The sequence below is a fragment of the Pseudomonas sp. TE3644 genome (assembly GCF_056278815.1).
The window spans coordinates 5,780,385-5,798,910 of the sequence record NZ_JBWBQF010000001.1; the positions used below are offsets into that span (position 1 = coordinate 5,780,385).

The 18,526-nt window shown below is 63.5% G+C and carries 19 protein-coding genes; 10 read left to right on the forward strand and 9 right to left on the reverse strand.

Annotated elements, in window-relative coordinates:
- The first annotated feature begins 176 nt into the window (after window positions 1-176).
- From ACZ9GA_RS25590 to ACZ9GA_RS25620, 7 genes are all read left to right on the forward strand, one after another.
- A complete protein-coding gene (locus ACZ9GA_RS25590; protein WP_457359876.1) occupies window positions 177-617 on the forward strand; it encodes a phage infection protein in 441 nt (146 codons plus the stop codon).
- Between the two features lie 99 nt (window positions 618-716).
- Entirely contained in the window at window positions 717-1,352 is a 636-nt protein-coding gene (locus tag ACZ9GA_RS25595; protein ID WP_457359875.1) for a TetR family transcriptional regulator, read from the forward strand.
- A 148-nt stretch (window positions 1,353-1,500) separates the two neighbouring features.
- The gene (gene ureE, locus ACZ9GA_RS25600; protein ID WP_457359873.1) at window positions 1,501-2,001 is read left to right on the forward strand and encodes an urease accessory protein UreE; all 501 of its coding nucleotides are present in this window, start codon (window positions 1,501-1,503) and stop codon (window positions 1,999-2,001) included.
- Window positions 1,998-2,672: an urease accessory protein UreF gene (locus tag ACZ9GA_RS25605; protein ID WP_457359871.1), complete on the forward strand. Its 675-nt coding sequence runs from the start codon at window positions 1,998-2,000 to the stop codon at window positions 2,670-2,672. The genes ureE and ACZ9GA_RS25605 overlap by 4 nt, the downstream gene beginning before the upstream one ends.
- Before the next feature lie 12 nt (window positions 2,673-2,684).
- The gene (ureG, locus tag ACZ9GA_RS25610) at window positions 2,685-3,299 is read left to right on the forward strand and encodes an urease accessory protein UreG (protein ID WP_457359869.1); all 615 of its coding nucleotides are present in this window, start codon (window positions 2,685-2,687) and stop codon (window positions 3,297-3,299) included.
- Window positions 3,300-3,444: 145 nt separating this feature from the next.
- Window positions 3,445-4,017, forward strand: coding sequence for a HupE/UreJ family protein (locus tag ACZ9GA_RS25615; RefSeq protein ID WP_457359867.1), 573 nt, complete (start codon window positions 3,445-3,447; stop codon window positions 4,015-4,017).
- Window positions 4,018-4,185: 168 nt separating this feature from the next.
- Complete coding sequence (locus ACZ9GA_RS25620) at window positions 4,186-5,268, forward strand: AGE family epimerase/isomerase (protein ID WP_457359866.1); 1,083 nt, start codon at window positions 4,186-4,188, stop codon at window positions 5,266-5,268.
- Window positions 5,269-5,395: 127 nt separating this feature from the next.
- Here the strand turns inward: ACZ9GA_RS25620 and ACZ9GA_RS25625 are convergent, their stop codons facing one another.
- The 6 genes from ACZ9GA_RS25625 to ACZ9GA_RS25650 all read right to left on the reverse strand — a co-directional run bounded on the left by ACZ9GA_RS25625 (window position 5,396) and on the right by ACZ9GA_RS25650 (window position 12,009).
- Window positions 5,396-6,163 (reverse strand): SDR family oxidoreductase, encoded by a 768-nt coding sequence (locus tag ACZ9GA_RS25625; RefSeq protein ID WP_457359864.1) that lies wholly within the window; start codon window positions 6,161-6,163, stop codon window positions 5,396-5,398.
- 757 nt (window positions 6,164-6,920) lie between these two features.
- Complete coding sequence (locus tag ACZ9GA_RS25630; RefSeq protein WP_027979688.1) at window positions 6,921-7,637, reverse strand: ABC transporter ATP-binding protein; 717 nt, start codon at window positions 7,635-7,637, stop codon at window positions 6,921-6,923.
- Window positions 7,634-8,506: an ABC transporter ATP-binding protein gene (locus ACZ9GA_RS25635; protein ID WP_457359862.1), complete on the reverse strand. Its 873-nt coding sequence runs from the start codon at window positions 8,504-8,506 to the stop codon at window positions 7,634-7,636. Before ACZ9GA_RS25635 ends, ACZ9GA_RS25630 begins: the two co-directional genes overlap by 4 nt.
- The gene (gene livM, locus ACZ9GA_RS25640; protein WP_455925285.1) at window positions 8,503-9,786 is read right to left on the reverse strand and encodes a high-affinity branched-chain amino acid ABC transporter permease LivM; all 1,284 of its coding nucleotides are present in this window, start codon (window positions 9,784-9,786) and stop codon (window positions 8,503-8,505) included. Before livM ends, ACZ9GA_RS25635 begins: the two co-directional genes overlap by 4 nt.
- Window positions 9,787-9,789: 3 nt before the next feature.
- The gene (locus tag ACZ9GA_RS25645; protein WP_457363649.1) at window positions 9,790-10,704 is read right to left on the reverse strand and encodes an ABC transporter permease subunit; all 915 of its coding nucleotides are present in this window, start codon (window positions 10,702-10,704) and stop codon (window positions 9,790-9,792) included.
- A 165-nt stretch (window positions 10,705-10,869) separates the two neighbouring features.
- Window positions 10,870-12,009: an ABC transporter substrate-binding protein gene (locus tag ACZ9GA_RS25650; RefSeq protein ID WP_455925286.1), complete on the reverse strand. Its 1,140-nt coding sequence runs from the start codon at window positions 12,007-12,009 to the stop codon at window positions 10,870-10,872.
- A gap of 510 nt (window positions 12,010-12,519) precedes the next feature.
- On the opposite strand from ACZ9GA_RS25650, the gene pncB reads away from it, so the two are divergent.
- On the forward strand, window positions 12,520-13,719 hold the full coding sequence (gene pncB / locus ACZ9GA_RS25655) for a nicotinate phosphoribosyltransferase (protein WP_457359859.1): 1,200 nt from the start codon (window positions 12,520-12,522) through the stop codon (window positions 13,717-13,719).
- 109 nt (window positions 13,720-13,828) lie between these two features.
- On the opposite strand, the gene azu is transcribed toward pncB, so the two are convergent.
- Window positions 13,829-14,278 carry an azurin gene (gene azu, locus ACZ9GA_RS25660; RefSeq protein WP_455926561.1) on the reverse strand — a complete coding sequence of 150 codons (450 nt, stop codon included), beginning with the start codon at window positions 14,276-14,278 and terminating at the stop codon, window positions 13,829-13,831.
- Between the two features lie 40 nt (window positions 14,279-14,318).
- Between azu and ACZ9GA_RS25665 the strand changes: the two genes are divergently transcribed.
- Together ACZ9GA_RS25665 and ACZ9GA_RS25670 are read left to right on the forward strand one after the other, a co-directional pair.
- A complete protein-coding gene (locus tag ACZ9GA_RS25665; RefSeq protein ID WP_457359857.1) occupies window positions 14,319-14,474 on the forward strand; it encodes a hypothetical protein in 156 nt (51 codons plus the stop codon).
- 67 nt (window positions 14,475-14,541) lie between these two features.
- Complete coding sequence (locus tag ACZ9GA_RS25670) at window positions 14,542-15,129, forward strand: LOG family protein (protein WP_457359855.1); 588 nt, start codon at window positions 14,542-14,544, stop codon at window positions 15,127-15,129.
- Here the strand turns inward: ACZ9GA_RS25670 and ACZ9GA_RS25675 are convergent, their stop codons facing one another.
- Both ACZ9GA_RS25675 and ACZ9GA_RS25680 read right to left on the reverse strand, forming a co-directional pair.
- A complete protein-coding gene (locus ACZ9GA_RS25675; protein ID WP_457359853.1) occupies window positions 15,130-16,032 on the reverse strand; it encodes a transglutaminase family protein in 903 nt (300 codons plus the stop codon).
- Window positions 16,029-18,512, reverse strand: coding sequence for a circularly permuted type 2 ATP-grasp protein (locus ACZ9GA_RS25680; protein ID WP_457359851.1), 2,484 nt, complete (start codon window positions 18,510-18,512; stop codon window positions 16,029-16,031). Before ACZ9GA_RS25680 ends, ACZ9GA_RS25675 begins: the two co-directional genes overlap by 4 nt.
- Window positions 18,513-18,526: the final 14 nt, after the last annotated feature.

Genomic DNA, 18,526 nt, shown 5'->3' on the forward strand with positions numbered 1-18,526 from the left:
GCCGCTCACCGCGACGGTGCACAAAAAACCGCTGTAAGCCGTTGATTAGACAGGTTGCCGGCAAACAATCAATTCCGTTGATTGTTACCATTACCTATATGAACTTTTATATCTAATTCCTGAGAGTAGCATTGGCTTCGTACCCACTTTTCAGCCCTCCAAAGGAGCGCCAAATCATGAAACGCCAATTGCTGCTGACCCTGACCCTCTCTGTACTGGCCGCCAACGTATTCGCCGCCAGCAATGTTCAACAACCAGTCGCCCAGCACAGTGCTGCGGTGATCGTGGCTCAGGACGGTTCTGACCGCACCCTGAACCGTGTCGCCCAAGATGGCTCGGATCGCACCTTGAACCGTGTTGCCCAAGATGGCTCGGACCGCACCCTGAACCGTGTTGCCCAAGACGGCTCGGACCGCACCCTGAACCGCGTTGCTCAAGACGGCTCGGATCGCACCCTGAACCGCGTTGCTCAAGACGGTTCGGACCGCACCCTGAACCGCGTTGCTCAAGATGGCTCGGACCGCACCCTGAATCGCGTTGCTCAAGACGGTTCGGACCGCACCCTGATCCGCGTCGCCCAGGACGGTTCCGATCGCACCCTGAACCGTGCGAGCTAAGCCTTGGTAGCCTTGAAAAAAGCCCGGTCTCTGCACCGGGCTTTGATTTTCCCCGCGATTTGCTAGAGTGCTGCGCTGCCCTTCACAGAATTCCGCACCATGTTGCCCCGCGCCGAACAGAAACAGCAGACCCGTCACGCCCTCCTGGACGCCGCCCGGCAGTTGATCGACGCTGGCCGTGGTTTCGGCAGCATCAGCCTGCGCGAAGTGGCGAAGGCCGCGGGCATCGTGCCCACCGGTTTCTACCGGCATTTCGATGACATGGACCAGCTGGGCTTGGCCCTGGTCAATGAAGTGGGCGAGACCTTCCGAGAAACCATCCGCCGCGTGCGTCGCAATGAATTCGAGTTCAGAGGGCTCACCGATGCCTCGGTGCGCATCTTTCTCGACAGTGTGGCGGCCAACCGTTCGCAGTTCCTGTTCCTGGCCCGTGAGCAATACGGCGACTCGCGCCCGGTGCGCCAGGCACTGACGTGCCTGCGTGACGGCATCAGTTCGGACCTGGCCGCCGACCTTGCGCTGATGCCCAAATGGCAGCATCTGGACGGCGCCGCCCTGGCGGTCATGGCTGACCTGGTGGTGAAGACGGTCTTCGCCACCCTGCCCGAATTGATCGACCCGCCCGCCGCCGCTCTGCCCCGGCAACTGACGCCCCAGGCGAAGATCACGCAGCAGTTGCGCTTCATCTTCATGGGCGCCAAACACTGGCAAGGCTTGAGCAGCATTGACGGCTGACCCAAGTTGGTGCCATACAGGCGACAGCGCACCAAGTTGTAACATTTCGTTGCCCAATCTTCTGGCACAAGGCCGGCATTTGCAGCGCTAGCAAGTTGGCAAGACACTTGCTGTCAGCAGAGTATCGCACTCAGCCGGATGCCTGAAAATGCTGGTGATCCACCGCAGAACCGAACCAAAACCTGACTGGTCGGCCGAATTACACCTCAATTTCGAAGCGCGCAGCAAAAGCCGCCTGCGCTGTTTTAGTGCCGACGGCGAAGACGTCGGACTGTTTCTTGAACGTGGCCAACCGCCCCTGCATGACGGCGAATGCCTGGAAGCCCAGGACGGACGCATCGTCAAAGTGGTGGCCCGCCCCGAAGCCCTGCTGCACGTCACCTGCGCCAACGCCTTTGAACTGACCCGCGCCGCCTATCACCTGGGCAACCGTCACGTAGCCCTGCAAGTAGGGGATGGCTGGCTGCGCCTGCTGGACGATTACGTGCTCAAGGCCATGCTCGAACAACTGGGCGCCAGCACCGAAGCCATCCAAGCGCCCTTCCAGCCGGAGCACGGCGCCTACGGCGGTGGCCACCACCATTCCCGTCACGGCGAAGAAGACTTCAACTACGCACCCAAACTCCACCAGTTCGGCGTGCGCACGTGAACCCGGCCTGGGCCCTGCTGCGCCTGGCCAGTCCGCAACTGCCGATCGGCGGCTACAGCTATTCCCAGGGCCTGGAAATGGCCGTGGAACAGGGCACGGTGAAACAGGCCGACGACGCCCGGCGCTGGATCAGCGATCAGTTGCTGCTCAACCTGGCGCGCTTCGAGGCGCCGCTGTTGCTGGCCCATTGCACGGCCGCCGCGGCAAACGATTGGTCCAGCCTGCGTACCCTCAGCGACCAGCACCGCGCCAGCCGCGAAACCCGAGAACTGGCGCAGGAAAGCCGGCAAATGGGCTATTCGCTCAAGCAATTGCTCGACGGCCTGCCCGAGCTGGATGCACCTGCCCGTGACTTTCTCGCCACCACGCCCGAACCGCATCTGGCCCTGGGCTGGGCGCTGGCCGCCCGTGCCTGGCAGATCAGCCCGGCCGACGCCCTGGCCGCCTGGCTGTGGAGCTGGCTGGAAAACCAGCTGGCGGTGCTGATGAAAACCCTGCCGCTGGGCCAGCAAGCCGCCCAGCGCCTGACCAGCGAGTTGCTGCCGCTGCTGCAGCAAGCCCAGCAGCACGCCAGCGAACTAGACCCCCACCATTACGGCAGCGCCGCGTTCGGCCTGTCCCTGGCGAGCATGGCCCATGAACGCCAATACAGCCGCCTGTTCCGTTCCTAGGAGATGACAACCATGAATACCCAGCCCCTGCGCGTCGGCATCGGCGGCCCGGTCGGTTCCGGCAAGACCGCGCTGACCCTGGCCCTGTGCCTGGCCCTGCGCGAGCGTTACAACCTGGCCGTGGTCACCAACGACATCTACACCCGCGAAGACGCCGACTTCCTGGTGCGCAACGAGGCCCTGGCGCCCGAGCGCATCATCGGCGTGGAAACCGGCGGCTGCCCGCACACCGCCATTCGCGAAGACGCCTCCATCAACCTGGAAGCCGTGGACCAGCTCAACCGCCGCTTCCCAGGCCTGGACCTGATCCTGGTCGAATCGGGCGGCGACAACCTGTCCGCCACCTTCAGCCCCGAGCTGTCGGACCTGACCATCTACGTGATCGACGTGTCGGCTGGCGACAAGCTGCCGCGCAAAGGCGGTCCGGGCATCTGCAAGTCCGACCTGCTGGTGATCAACAAGATCGACCTGGCACCGCTGGTAGGCGCCTCGCTGGAGATGATGGACGGCGACACCAAGCGCATGCGGGGTGAAAAGCCGTTCGTGTTCAGCAACCAGAAGACCGGCCAGGGCCTTGAAGCCATCATCGCCTTCATCGAACGCCAGGGGCTGCTGACCGCAGCCTGACCCGGATCTGCTCATCCACCACCGTCCCCCTGTAGGAGCGGGCCGTGCCCGCGAAGGCTACACCGCGCACTTGCTGACACACCGCGTCGCCTGGTTCGCGGACGCAGTCCGCTCCTACACGTACGTTCAACAAGGAAGCTTAGAGATGACCCTGAAAAAACTCCTCGGCGCTGCCGCCCTGCTGCTCACCCCCGCCCTGGCCTTCGCCCACCCCGGCCACGGCGAGCACGGCATCGTCGCCGGCGTATTGCACCCATTGACCGGTATCGACCACCTGCTGGCCATGCTGGCCGTGGGCCTGTGGGCCGCGCAGCAGACCGGCAAGGCGCGCTGGGCCCTGCCCGCCACCTTCGTCGGCACCATGCTGATTGGCGGCCTGCTGGGCTTTGAAGGCCTGGAACTGCCGGGCCTGGAAAGCGGCATTGCCGCCTCGGTACTGGCCCTGGGCCTGGCCGTGGCGCTGGCCATTCGTCCACCGGTGGCCCTGGCGGTCGCCGCTACGGCGCTGTTCGCGCTGTTCCATGGCGTGGCGCATGGCCTGGAGCTGCCGGAAATGTCCAGCCCGTGGGCTTACGCGGCCGGCTTCGTCGCCGCTACCGCCGCACTGCACGCGGTCGGCTACGCCGCGGTGCGCCTGCTGCCGCAAGCGGCCAGCCCTCTGGTGCGCATCGCCGGCGCCCTGTCTGCCCTGACTGGCGCCTGGCTGCTCGCCGGCTGATCCGTAGCCGCTGCCGCCAGGCTGCGCTGGCCCTTGAGCTCACTGAAGATTTGCAGTGAATGACAGGCCAGCGCAGCCTGGCGGCAGCGGCTACAAACCTTGCTTTGCCCATCTGCGCCCGCCCCCTGTTACCATGTCGCCCAAATCGCCCCTCTGACGACACCTTTCATGCTCGATCACTCCCCCAAAGCCACCTTCACCGCCGTGCATGAGCACTTCCTGAAGACCATCGTGCCGCTATGGCAAGGCCCGGGCTGGAACGCCGAACTGGCCCTGCCCTACGAAGCCCTGGACCCGCAGCACCGGCCCATGCCCGTGCAGCGCTACCGGGCCATGGCCTGTGCGCGGCAGTTGTATCTGTTTTCGGGGCTGATTGAGCAACCGGGCGCGCGCGAGCATGCCGCAGCGCTGTTCCGCTCGCTGCAGAAGCATTTCCACGATGCCGAGCATGGCGGCTGGTTCTACAGCATCGATGCCCAGGCGCGCCCGCTTGATCGCAGCAAGGATCTCTACACCCACGCGTTCATCGTGTTTGCCTGCGCGCATTACTGGCACAAGTCCCGCGACCCATTGGCCGAATCGGTGCTGGACGCCGCGCTGAGCGTGGTGGCCACGCAGTTTTCCACAGGTGACGGGCTGTACGAGGCCACGCTGGCCGAGGACTGGTCCGAGGTGGGCGCAGGGCCGCTGCAGAACCCGCTGATGCACTTGGCCGAAGCCTTCCTGGCCACGCTGGCCGTGCGCGACGATGAGGCCGTCAGCCAAGCCCTGCTGGGCTTATGCACAGCCATGCAGGCGCGCTTCGTCGACCCGGCGTCGGGCTTTCTGATGGAGAAGCCGTGCGGTGCTGTGGATAACTGGTGGGAACCCGGGCATCAGTTCGAGTGGTTCTACCTGCTGGAGTCTTCCGCGCTGCTGCGCGGGGGCGATCTGCACGGTTCGCTGGACCGGGCCTTCGCAACCTCCGAGCGTATGGGCGTGAAGGATGGCGGCGTGCTGGCCATGTTGGACGTGGACGGCGGTGTACGCGACGGCACTCAGCGTATCTGGGCTCAGGCTGAGTACCTGCGTGCGTTGACGCTGCGGGCCGCTGGGGATGTGGAGGGGCAATTGCAGGTGCTGCGCGAGCGCTTCCTGCACGCAGGCGGCTGGTATGAGTGCCGTGATGCCGCGGGTGTGGTGACGCGCCTGGACATGCCGTCCACCACGCCGTACCACCTGGCTACCTGCTACGAGAGCCTGGCTATCTGATTCCCTGGAGACTTTCAGGGGACTCGAGGGCCAGCGCAGCCTGGCGGCAGCGGCTACGGGATGTAGCCGCTGGCGCTAGCCTGCGCTGGCCCTGTGCCCCACTGAAAATCTCCAGCGAACCCAGGCATCACGCCTTGTGCGGGCGCTCGATGGCGAAACCGGCCCAGCTCTGAGTGACCGGCATCAGTTCCAGGCTGTTGATGTTGACGTGCGCCGGGGTGTTCATGATCCAGAAGATGGTGTCGGCAATGTCCTGCGGCTGGATAGGCTCGGCACCGGCGTAGGTCGCGTCATAACGCGCCTGGTCGCCGCCGAAACGCACCAGCGAGAACTCGCTTTCGCACAGGCCCGGCTCCAGGTTGGTCACGCGCACGCCGGTGCCCTGCAGGTCGCAGCGCAGGTTCAACGAGAACTGTTTGACGAACGCCTTGGTAGCGCCATACACGTGGCTGCCCGGGTACGGGTAGTTGCCCGCCACCGAACCCAGGTTGACGATGCTGGCGCCACGGCCTTGGGCGATCAGGCGCGGCAGCAGCAGGCGGGTGCTGTACATCAGGCCTTTGACGTTGGTGTCGACCATGGTGTCCCAGTCGTCCAGGTCGCACTTGGGCGCCGGCTCAATGCCCAGGGCCAGGCCGGCGTTATTGATCAGGCCGGTCAGCTTGGCGAATTCAGGCGGCAGGTTGCCGATGGCTTCTTCCATGGCCTTGCGGTCACGCACGTCCAGCACCAGGCCATGCACCTTGGTCTGCTTGGAGAGTTCTTCGCACAGCGCGTTCAAGCGCTCCTCACGACGCCCGGTCAGCACCAGCGACCAGCCGGCCTCGGCAAAACGACGTGCACAGGCTTCGCCAAACCCGGAAGTGGCGCCAGTGATAAACACGGTGGAAGTCATTGCATGCTCCTGAAAGGCTGTGTGGAAAAGATCGTTTCGAAGCATGCCCGCCCCACGGCGGGACGGCAAGTAAAAGGGCGCACTGATCAAAAAATGATCGAAGCTCGCAAACCCTTGTCGCAGCTGGTCCGCGTCGACTTTTACGCACCTTATCCACAGGGGCTTGCACAGTATCCGTGGGCAACTTCGCTGTGGACAAAGCCTTGCGGTGCGGGGCCTGTAGCCCTGTGTAACGGCTTTTTGCCTTGACCTTGACCGTGCAGTCAGGTAGCCCTGCCAGCAACCACGCATTCAGGAAAACCGAAGGGATGGCGCCAGGCCAGTAACTACGCTGCTTCGGGCGGTCTTTCCAAGGCTTGCCCACAGAGTTATCCACAGGTTTTTATGCCTCTGATGAACGGTATTTGCCAGTGGATAAGGGCTTGACAAACCGCGCTCACGGCGACCTATAAATCACTGATCAAAAAACAACCACATGCCTGCAGGCCACGCCAATCAAGGCCTTCAACCACATACACCCAAGTTACCCACAGCCAGTTCCACAATAAACGGGGACAAGTGCATAAGGTGACAGAATCATGAATTGGGGTGGTTTTATGTCGCAGTCAGCGGGAAATGAAAAAGGGTTTTCCACAATTGTGTGGAAAACCCTTTTTGAGATGCCTGTAGCCGCTGCAGACAGGCTGCGCTGGCGCTGTGCCTCGCTGAAAATCTGCAGTGTGGACAAGGACCAGCGCAGCCTTCGGCAGCGGCTACATCAGTGGCCGCCGAGGTAGGCGTTGCGCACTTCGTCGTTGCTCAACAGCTCCTGACCGGTACCTGTGAGGCGAATCTCGCCGTTGACCATCACGTAGGCCCGGTCCGACAGCTTCAGCGCGTGGTTGGCGTTCTGCTCCACCAGGAAGATGGTCATCCCCGACTTGGCCAGCTCGCGCAACGTGCTGAAAATCTGCTTCACCACAATCGGCGCCAACCCCAGCGACGGCTCATCCAGCAGCAACAGCTTGGGCCGGCTCATCAGCGCGCGGGCGATGGCCAGCATCTGCTGCTCGCCGCCCGACATGGTCATGGCGCGCTGGTTGCGGCGCTCCTTGAGGCGCGGGAACAGGTCGAACATGCGCTGCATGTCCTCGCCAGCGAACTTGTCGCCGATGGGGATGGTGCCCATCAGCAGGTTCTCTTCCACCGACATGTCCGGGAACACCCGCCGCCCTTCCGGCGACTGGGCGATGCCGTTGGAGGCGATGTAGTGGGACGACTTCTTGGTGATGTCGGTGCCCTGGTAGATGATCTGCCCATTGGCAGCGCGCGGCTGGCCGAAGATGGACATCAGCAGCGTCGACTTGCCCGCGCCGTTGGAGCCGATCAGGCTCACGGTCTCGCCTTCGTTGATGTGCATCGAAACTTTCTTCAGGGCCTGGATAGGCCCGTAGAACACGTCGATCTCTTTCAGTTCGAGGATCGGGTTACTCATACCAGCTCCTCTTCATCCGCGCCCAGGTAGGCGGCGATCACTTTCGGGTCGTGACGGATCTGCTCCGGGCCGCCCTCGGCGATCACGTTGCCGTGGTCCAGCACCACGATGTGGTCGGAAATGCCCATGACCATGCCCATGTCGTGCTCGATCAGCACGATGGTCATGTCGTGTTCGTCGCGCAGCAGGCGGATCATGCCGCTCAGCGCTTCGGTTTCCTGCGGGTTGAGGCCGGCGGCAGGCTCATCCAGGCAGATCACCTGCGGCCGTGTGCACATGGCCCGGGCGATCTCCAGGCGGCGCTGCTGGCCGTAGGAAAGCTCGCCGGCCAGGCGGTTGGCGCAGTCCACCAGGTCCACCACCTCCAGCCAGTAGAACGCCGTGTTCAATGCGTCCTCCTCGGCCTGGCGGTAGCCGCGGGTGTTGAGGATGCCGGCGACCATGCTGCGGTTGACCCACATGTGCTGGGCCACCAGCAGGTTCTCCACCACCGACATTTCCCGGAACAGGCGAATGTTCTGGAACGTGCGCGCCAGGCCCGCCCGGTTGACCAGGTGGGTGCCGCCGAACATCTTGTAGTACATGCGGCTGGCGAAGCTGCGCGGCGAGACGAAGTCGGTGGGCTGGAAGGGCTCGCCCAGCAGCTTGATGACGTTGGTCTTGATGCCGCGTGTTTCCAGCTCGATGCGCCCGCCGGTGGCCTTGTAGAAGCCGGTCAGGCAGTTGAACACCGTGGTCTTGCCGGCGCCGTTGGGGCCGATCAGGGCAAAGATCGAATTGCGTTTGACCTTCAGGCTGACATCGCTGAGGGCCTTGATGCCACCGAAGTGCATCATCAGTTTTTCGACCGTGAGTACGTATTCACTCATGGCGCCACTCCTTTACGCGGAACCACACCGGTACGACTGATGCGAATCAGGCCGCGCGGTCTCCAGATCATCATCAGCACCATCAGCACGCCGAACAGCAGCACGCGGTACTCGGCAAACGAGCGCAGCAGCTCCGGGGCCACGGTGAGCACGAAGGCGGCGATCACCACCCCCACCGTGGAGCCCATGCCGCCCAGTACCACGATGGCCAGGATCAGTGCCGATTCGAAGAAGGTAAACGAGGTAGGGTTGACGAAGCCCTGGTAACTGGCGAAAAACACACCTGCCAGGCCGGCCGTGGAGGCACCCAGGGTAAAGGCCGAGAGTTTCACCAGCACGTGGTTCAGGCCCATGGCCCGGCAGGCAATCTCGTCCTCGCGCAACGCTTCCCAGGCGCGGCCCACCGGCATGCGGGTCAGGCGATGCTTGATGTACAGCACGCCGATCACCACCAGGAACAGCACGGCGTAGATGAACACGAATTTCAGGTTGGGGTTGTAGTCGATGTGCAGGAACTCGTGGATCGGCACCCCGCCCTCCTTCGCCTTGCGCCCGAATTCCAGGCCCAGGAAGGTCGGCGACGGTACTGGCACGCCGTTAGGGCCGCCGGTGAACGACAGCCAGTTGTTCAGCACCAGGCGGATGATTTCACCGAAGCCCAGGGTCACGATGGCCAGGTAGTCGCCGTGCATGCGCAATACCGGGAAACCCAATATGCACCCCGCCAACGCCGCCGCCAGGGCCGCCAGCGGCAGCGCCGACCAGAAGCCCAGGCCCAGGTATTGATAGCCCAGCGCCAGGCCGTAGGCGCCGATGGCGTAGAACGCCACATAACCCAGGTCGAGCAACCCGGCCAGGCCCACCACGATGTTCAGGCCAAGGCCCAGCAGCACGTAGATCAGGCCGAGGATGACGATGGTCAGCACGTATTTGTTGGCGAACACCGGGAACACCAGCGCCGCCACGATCACCAGCGGGATCACCCAGCGCAGCGCCGACTTGTGCCCAGGCGCCAGCACATGCACGCCCGAACCGCCGCGCTCCATGCCCTGGGACATGCGGATGCCCTTGGGCGTCTGCAGGAACAGGCTGATCAGGAAGCGCCCGACCACCACCGCCGCCACCAGCCAGGCCACGCGGGAGGGTTCCAGGTTGAACTCGTAGCCTTGCAGCACCACGCCGACGATGGGGCCGAACACGATCAGCGCCAGCAGCCCGGCGATGACTGCATCGATCACGCTTTGTTTGATATCGATGGGTTTGATTGGGGCACCAGACATAAATTACACCTTCGCCACGAGTGGTCGACCCAACAGGCCTTGGGGTCGGAAGATCAGGATCAGCACCAGCAGGGCGAAGCTGAACACGTCTTTGTAGTCGGAGTTGATCAGGCCGGAGAACTGCGACTCGGCAACCCCCAGGATCAACCCGCCCAGCATGGCCCCCGGCAGCGAGCCGATGCCGCCCAGCACCGCGGCGGTGAAGGCCTTGATGCCGATGATGAAGCCGGCGTAGAAGTCGAAGGTGCCGTAGTTGACGGTGATCAGCACCCCCGCCAGCGCCGCCATGGCCGCGCCGATGATGAACACGTAGGAGATCACCCGGTCAGTGTTGATGCCCAGGATGGAGGCCATCTTGCGGTCTTGCTGGGTGGCACGGCACATGCGCCCCAGCTTGGTGTATTTGATGATGTAGGTCAGCACGGCCATGCCGGCGAACGCGGCCACCAGGATGAACAGCTTGGTGTAGGTGATCTGCACGAAGCCGGTGCCGATGTCGAAGCGCCAGCCGCCACTGAGCAGCGTGGGCACGCCCTGCTGGTTGGGGCCCTGGGCGATCTGCGCGTAGTTCTGCAGGATCAGCGAGATACCGATGGCGCTGATCAGCGGCGCCAGGCGCGTGGAGTTGCGCAGGGGCTTGTAGGCCACCCGCTCAATGACAAAACCGTAGACCCCGGTGACGACGATGGTAAACGCCAGCGTGCCGAGAATCAGGAAAGGGAAGGACTCGACACCAAAGAACGACAACACGGCCAGGCCGATGGCGGCCAGGTAGGCAGAGATCATGTACACGTCGCCGTGGGCGAAGTTGATCATGCCGATGATGCCGTAAACCATGGTGTAACCGATGGCGATCAAACCGTAGACCGAACCCAGGGTCAGGCCGTTGATCATTTGTTGCAGGAAAATACCATCCATCATGCACGCTCACGAACTTCTGGGCCGCACGGGTCCGCGCGGGCAAGCCGGGCCTGCCCACTCGAACACGAGCGGTGGTAGAGAACTGACAGGCCCGCCGCACACTCGGCCAGGCCCTGTTTGACCCGGCCTGCGGGCTACCCCGCAGGCCTGGCCGACCTCATGTCATTTCTGCTTTTCGAGCTGGTGGTATTTGCCGTCCTTGTCCCACTGGTAGACGACATAGTCCGAGACCTTCAGGTCGCCCTTGGTGTCCCAGGTTTTGGTGCCCATGACGGTCTGCACCGGGTTGGCCTTGAGCCACTTGGCGGCGTCTTCACCCTTGTCGGACTTGGCGCCGTTGAAGCCGGCGGCCAGGGCCTGGATCGAAGCGTAGGCGTACAGGGTGTAGCCTTCAGGCTCGTAACCGGCCTTGCGGAACTTGTCCACCACGGCCTTGCTGTCTGGCAGCAGGCGCGGGTCGGCGCCGAAGGTCATGTACACGCCATCGACGTATTGCGCGCCGCCGGCGGTGGTCACCAGCTCGTCGGTAACCACGCCGTCATCGGACATGAACTTCACGTCTTTCAGACCGGCCTCACGCAGTTGGCGCACCAGTGGGCCGGCTTCGGGGTGCAGGCCGCCGAAGTACACCACGTCGGCGCCCACGCCGCGGATCTTGGTCACCAGGGCGCTGAAGTCCTTCTCGCCGCGGGTCAGGCCTTCTTCCAGCACCGGCTTGACGCCGCGCTTGGTCAGCTGGGCGGAGGTGGCATCAGCCAGGCCCTTGCCGTAGGTGTCCTTGTCGTTGATGACCGCGACTTTTTTGCCTTTCAGCACGTCGACGATGTAGTCACCAGCGACGATGCCTTGCTGATCGTCACGGCCGCACATGCGGAACATGGCGGTCAGGCCGCGCTCGGTAACGGCCGGGTTGGTGGAGCCTGGGGTGATGGCGATCACGCCAGCATCGCCGTAAACCTCGGACGCCGGGATGGTGGACGAGGAGCAGAAGTGGCCCACTACGCCGGCAACCTTGTCCTGGTCAGCCAGTTTGTTGGCCACGGCCACGGCCTGCTTGGGTTCACAGGCGTCGTCGCCGGCCACCAGGATGATCTTGCCGCCGTTCACGCCGCCGTGGGCGTTGATTTCGTCAGCGGCCGCCTGGGCCCCCTTCATGTATTGCTCGCCGAACGATGCGTTGGCACCGGTCATAGGGCCTGCCACGCCGATCTTGATGTCGGCTGCCTGTACAAACGAAGTAACCCCCAATGCAGTAGCCACTGCGAGAGCCAGAAAACCTTTCCTGTAAAACGTCTGCGACATGAGGTGGTGCTCCTGAGTTTTTTTGGTTGGCACTACAACTTCACAACTTCAGCAATTGCTCTGAGCAAGCGCCGTGCCAGCGGATTTTCAAATGCTGAAAACCGTCGCGCTTTTGCCGCGCGAAGGCCCTGCGCCCGCATCGATACGGGTCGTGCAACCGTCTAGATGGCGCTTGGTAGCACCCTGCAACACAAAAGGAGCAACCCTAAAGTGCCATCATTGCAACCTGCCCGTGCCACAGCGTGCAACCGACCTGTAACAGGCTGCGTAACCGAAGTGCACATCCGAGGTGCGTGATTGCTACGGCTCGCACCATTACAGGCTAGCCGGTGTAGGAAAAAACACAGAGTTAGTTAGGAAACTACTTATATAAGCGGCGAAATGGCTGGGCCAGAGGCTTTTGCGCCAGGTTCAAGCATTCGGCGGCCGGCACAAAAGACTGGCAGAATGTGCCTTTACTGTGCGCCACTACCGTTTCCGTCATGCCGCCAGGCCCAGTTGGAGCCCTCAATGAGCGAGAGCGTATTCGCTGATCGCATCGTGCAGAACCTGCTCGACACCGATTTGTACAAGCTGACCATGATGCAGGCCGTCCTGCACAACTACCCCAACGTCGAGGTGGAGTGGGAGTTCCGCTGCCGCAACGGTGAAGACCTGCGCCCTTACCTGGCCGAGATTCGTTATCAGATCGAGCGGCTGTGCGAACTGAGTCTGAGCAGCGACCAGCTGGACTTTCTTGAGCGCATCAACTTCATGAAGCCGGACTTCCTGCGCTTCCTGGGCCTGTTCCGCTTCAACCTGCGTTACATCCAGACCAGCATCGACAACGACCAGCTGAGCATCCGCCTGCGCGGCCCATGGCTGCACGTAATCCTGTTCGAAGTGCCACTGCTGGCCATCGTCAGTGAAGTGCGCAACCGCGTGCGTTACCGCGAAGTCACCCTGGGCCAGGCCCGCGAGCAGCTGTACCGCAAGTTCGAGTGGCTGACCGCCAACGCCTCGGCCGATGAGCTGGCTGAATTGCAGGTAGCCGACTTCGGCACCCGTCGACGCTTTTCCTACAAGGTGCAGGAAGAAGTGGTGACAGTGCTCAAGCATGATTTCCCAGGGCGCTTCGTCGGCACCAGCAACGTGCACCTGGCGCGTGAACTGGACATCAAGCCGCTGGGCACCATGGCCCACGAGTGGATCATGGCCCATCAGCAACTGGGCCCGCGGCTGATCGACAGCCAAAGTGCGGCGCTGGATTGCTGGGTGCGTGAATACCGGGGGCTGCTCGGCATCGCTTTGACCGACTGCATCACCATGGATGCCTTCCTCAGCGATTTCGATCTGTACTTTGCCAAGCTGTTTGACGGCTTGCGCCATGATTCAGGGGACCCGGTGGTGTGGGCCGAGAAAGCCATCGCGCACTACCAGAAGCTGGGCATCGACCCGATGAGCAAGACGCTGGTGTTCTCCGACGGGCTGAACCTGCCCAAGTCGCTGGAAATTTTCCGCGCGTTGCGGGGGCGCATCAACGTCAGCTTTGGCATTGGCACCAACCTGACCTGCGATATTCCGGGGGTGGAGCCGATGAGCATTGTGCTGAAGATGACCGACTGCAATGGCCAGCCGGTGGCGAAGATCTCGGATGAGGCGGCGAAGACGCAGTGCCGGGATGAGAATTTCGTGGCGTATCTGCGCCATGTGTTCAAGGTCAAACCCTGAAACCCCGTAGCCGCTGCCGCCAGGCTGCGCTGGCCCTGTGCCTCACTGAAAATCTACAGTGTACTCAGGGGCCAGCGCAGCCTGGCGGCAGCGGCTACGGGTGTGGGGATCAGTTAACCAGCGTCACCGCGCCTTTCATCATCGAGATGTGCCCCGGGAACGAGCAGAAAAACGCGTAATCAGTCCCGGCCTGCAGCTTGGCCACATCAAAAGTCACCGAATCCTTCTCGCCCGCACCAATGATCTTGGTGTGCGCCAGCACGCGCTCGTCGCCATCCTTCAGGTAGTTCTTCTCGATACCCGCGGCCATGCCGTCGGTGGCCACGCCCTGGGCGTCGGCGGTCTTGCTCAGCACCCAGTTGTGGCCCATCACGTTCTTGGCCAGGGCGCCGGAGTGGCCCAGGTTGACGGTGAAGGTCTTGCAGCTCTTGCTGACTTCGATGGCCTTTTTGTCGAAGGTCATACTGTCGGTGGAATCGACGTCAACCGAGCATTCGGCGGCAAATACTTGGCCAGCAGCGAGGGCAAGCAGGGAAGCGGCTACTACTTTCGCGAACATGGGTGGTTCTCCAGGACAGGTTTCAAGCAAGGCTTCTTCTATGAGCCTCATCGAGACAATCAACAAGACAAACCTAACACGCACCCAATATTGTATACAATATCAATCACGGAGCGTTTACATGAACAACTTCCTGCGCAGCCTGCTCGCCGCCTACGCCTGCGGCAACACCGGCACCGATTATCTGGACGACTGAACGAAAGACTGGAGCCAGAGCCCTCGCGGATTTACCCTGTGGCACCTCAACGGCCAGGAGTAACCCCATGTCACTGACTTCAGTCTGTGTTTTCTGCGGCGCCAGCAGCGGCAACAACCCGGTTTATCGTGAAGCGGCCATTACCCTGGGGCGCACCCTGGCCGAGCGCAAGCTGACGCTTGTATACGGTGGCGGCGCCGTGGGCCTGATGGGCATCGTCGCGGATGCGGTGCTGCAAGCCGGTGGCGAGGTGATCGGCATCATCCCCCACAGCCTCAACGATCTGGAAATCGGCCACAAGGGCCTGACCCGCCTGGAAGTGGTGGACGGCATGCACGCGCGCAAGGCGCGCATGGCCGAGCTGGCCGATGCGTTCATCGCCCTGCCTGGCGGCCTGGGGACTTTGGAAGAGCTGTTCGAAGTGTGGACCTGGGGCCAACTGGGCTACCACGGCAAGCCGCTGGGCCTGCTGGAGGTCAATGGTTTCTACAGCAAGCTCACCGGCTTCCTCGACCACCTGGTGCAAGAGAACTTCGTGCGTGAACAGCACCGCTCGATGCTGCAGGTGAACGAGTCGGCCAGCGATCTGCTCGACGCCCTGGATGCCTGGCGCCCTACCGTGCTGCCCAAGTGGACCGACAAGAAGCCGGACTGATCAGTCCGGCATTTCCCCCAGCGGCATCACCGTGACCTGCACTTCCGGGTCATGGCTGCCGCCGCCCAGGATCACCCCGCGCAGCGGCGACACATCGGAAAAATCCCGGCCCCAGGCCAGGGTGATGTGTTCCAGCGCGGGCTGCACATTGTTGGTCGGGTCGAAATCCACCCAACCGAACGGCGGACAATACACCGACACCCAGGCGTGGGACGCATCGGCGCCAATCAGCCGGGGCTGCCCGGGCGGCGGCTGGGTCAGCAGGTAGCCGCTGACATAGCGTGCCGCCAGGCCGCGCGAGCGCAGGCACGCCAGCATCAGGTGGGCAAAGTCCTGGCACACCCCGCGGCGACGCTCCAGCACTTCCACTAGCGGCGTTGCCACTTGCGTGGCTTCGGCGTCGAAGGTGAACTCTTCGAATATCTTTTCCATCAGCGCCCGTGCGCCTTCCAGCAATGGCCGGCCTGGCGGGAAGCAATCGGCGGAGAACGCCACGAAGCTCTGCTTGAGGCGCACATAGGGCGACTCGAAGCGGTAGCGACAGGCTTTCATCAGGTCTTCGGCAATGGGCGCACTGCTGTAGCACAGGGCACTGCGCACCGCTTCCCAGCTTGGCGAGGCGGCAAAATCCAGCGCCGGCCGCGCCAGCACTTCCACTTTCAGGCGGGCGCTGACCTTGAGCTCGTCATGGGGCCGCTCGAAGGTCAGGCGCGTCAGCGGGTTGCCGAACACGTCATAGTCATCCACACGCCAGGTGGGCTCGGGGCTGATCTGCAACGCCTGCTCGCGGCACAGCTGCCAGGCGCACGGCCGCGGCCACAAGTGCGCCAGCTGCTGGGCCAGGGACACCGGGCTGTCGTAGTGGTAATGGGTGTCGTGAATGATCTGGTAGTGGGCACTCATACCGATATCGTCCGTTGGCTGACGTCATCGACGTGGGCGAAATGGCGCAGGGCCAGGCGGTCTGAGACCTGGCCGCTGGCCTCGTTGATGGTTTGCAGCAGATCGGCCAGGCCGTCGAGCACCGCCTGCACGCTGGGCGCGCCGAACAGGGAGTGCTCAAGGCTGCCCAGGTCGAAGGCCGACAGCCGTTCGATCAGCATCGCCAGGCCACGTTCGCGGGGTGCGCCGAACTCTTCGTTGAGGCGGCGCAGCGAGCGGTTCACCAGCTTGAGCTGGAACAGCACGGCATGGGGGTTCTGTTCGTCGAGCAGCAACAGGTCCAGCACCGGGATCAGTTGCGGCACGGCCAGGTAGCGCGAGCGGTAGGTGATGCTGCTGTTGCCCAGCTCCAGCAGCCACTCTAGCCCGGCCTGATCGGACACCGCCACACCGCGCAGGAAGGCGGCCAGGCTGGTGCTGAGGAACTGCAGACGCTCGATGCGCCGGCCCAGCATCAGGAAACGCCAGCCTTCGTCACGGGTCATGTCGTCCAGGGCGAAGCCGGACAAGGCCGCCAGGGACATGACCAGGCGGTTGAGGAAATCCAGCAACTCGCCGAAGTCCGGCTCTTCCACATCCAGGCTCTGGGCTTCGCGTTGCAGCTCCACCAGCGCCTGCCAGTTTTCCCGCGAGAGCTTGCCGCGCACCTGGGAGGCGGCCCACTGCAGGCGTTGCAGGTTGGCGCGCAGGCTGAACGGCCACTCTTCGCCCAGCAGCGCCGCCAGCAGGCGTTCTTCCAGATCGCCTTCTTCGGGCAGCAGCGACAGGCGTTCGGCCAGCTCCACTGCGGCCTCCAGCGCCAGCGGGTCGTCGCCATCGATATAGCGGCCAAGGATGATGCGCAGCAAACGCGCGCTGTCATCGCAGCGCTCGCAGTAGCGGCCGAACCAGAACAGGTTTTCCACCACCCGCGACGGCAAGTAGGGGTCGACGCGCACCACGTCATGGACGCCGATGGTGCGCTGGGCCTTCCACTGCTCGCCGATGGGCACGCGCTCGCCCAGCACCCAGGTGTCCTTGCTGGCGCCACCGCGCTGCATCGACACCACTTCGGCGTCGGCCTCGGCGGCCACGCGGGTCAGGGCGCCGGGCAGCACCCGGTATCCGTCGTAGCCGGCCACGGCATACACGCGCATGCCGATGGCGCGGGGCGCCAGCTGGCCGCTGTCCTGCCAAACCGGCGCCTGGCTCAGTTGCGCCAGTTCCTGGGCTACGTAGGCATACGGCCGCGCCTGGATGCGCTCGGCCATCGCCTTGCGCTGCTTGGCGTCGAGGTCGCGGCCAAATACCGGGGTGAAGCTTTGCGACGGGAACGCCGGCTTGATCAGCAGGTTGGGCAGCTTTTCCAGCGCCTGGGCCATCACCGGCGGCTCGCCACACCACCAGGTGGCGATGGACGGCAGGATCAGTTTTTCGCCAAACAGGTGCTCGTTGATGGTGGGCAGGAAGCCCAGCAGGCCGGGCGACTCCAGCACGCCGCTGCCCAGGGCGTTGGCCACCAGTATGCGGCCCTGGCGCACCGCTTCCAGCAGGCCGGGCACACCCAGGGCCGAGTCGGTGCGCAGCTCCAGCGGGTCGCAGAAGTCGTCGTCCAGGCGACGCATGATCGCGTGCACCCGGCGCAGACCGCTCAAGGTCTTGAGGTAGACGGTGGCGTCGCGTACCGTCAGGTCGCTACCTTCCACCAGCGGATAGCCCAGTTGGCGTGCCAGGTACAGGTGTTCGAAGTAGCTTTCGTTGAAGCGCCCGGGGGTCAGCAGCACGATCAGTGGCGCTTCGTGGCCATCGGGGGCCAGGCGCCGCAGGGTGTCCTGCAGGGTGCGGAAATAGCCGGCCAGGTGCTCCACTTTCAGGTCGCGGTACAGCTCGGGGAAAGCCCGCGACACGCTCATGCGGTTTTCCAAGGCGTAGCCGGCGCCCGATGGCGCCTGGGTACGGTCTGCAGTGACCCACCATTGGCCGTCGGGCGTACGCGCCAAGTCCACCGCGCACAGGTGCAGGAAGATATCGCCCGGCGGCTTCAGGCCCTGGCACGGCCAGAGGAAATTGTTGTGGCCGTAGACCAGCTCGGCAGGCAGCAAGCCTTGCCGAATCAGCTCCTGCGGGCCGTAGATATCGGCCAGCACGGCGTTGAGCAGCTTGGCGCGCTGGGCAATGCCGGCGCGCAGGTGCTGCCATTCAGCAGCCGGAATGACGTGGGGCAACAGGTCCAGCTCCCACGGGCGATCGGCGCCCTTGGGGTCGGCGTAGACGTTGTAGGTCACGCCGTTTTCCTGGATCTGCCGACTCAGCAACGCCTGCCGCTGAGCCAGTTGCGCCGGGCTGCTGCGCTGCAACTGGTCAAACAGCTTGCGCCAGTGCGGGCGCACCGAGCCATCGGCCTTGAGCATCTCGTCAAAACTTCCCGCGGTCAGCGGGTATCGGTCAAGCAGGTCTGGCATGGAACGCTCGGCGC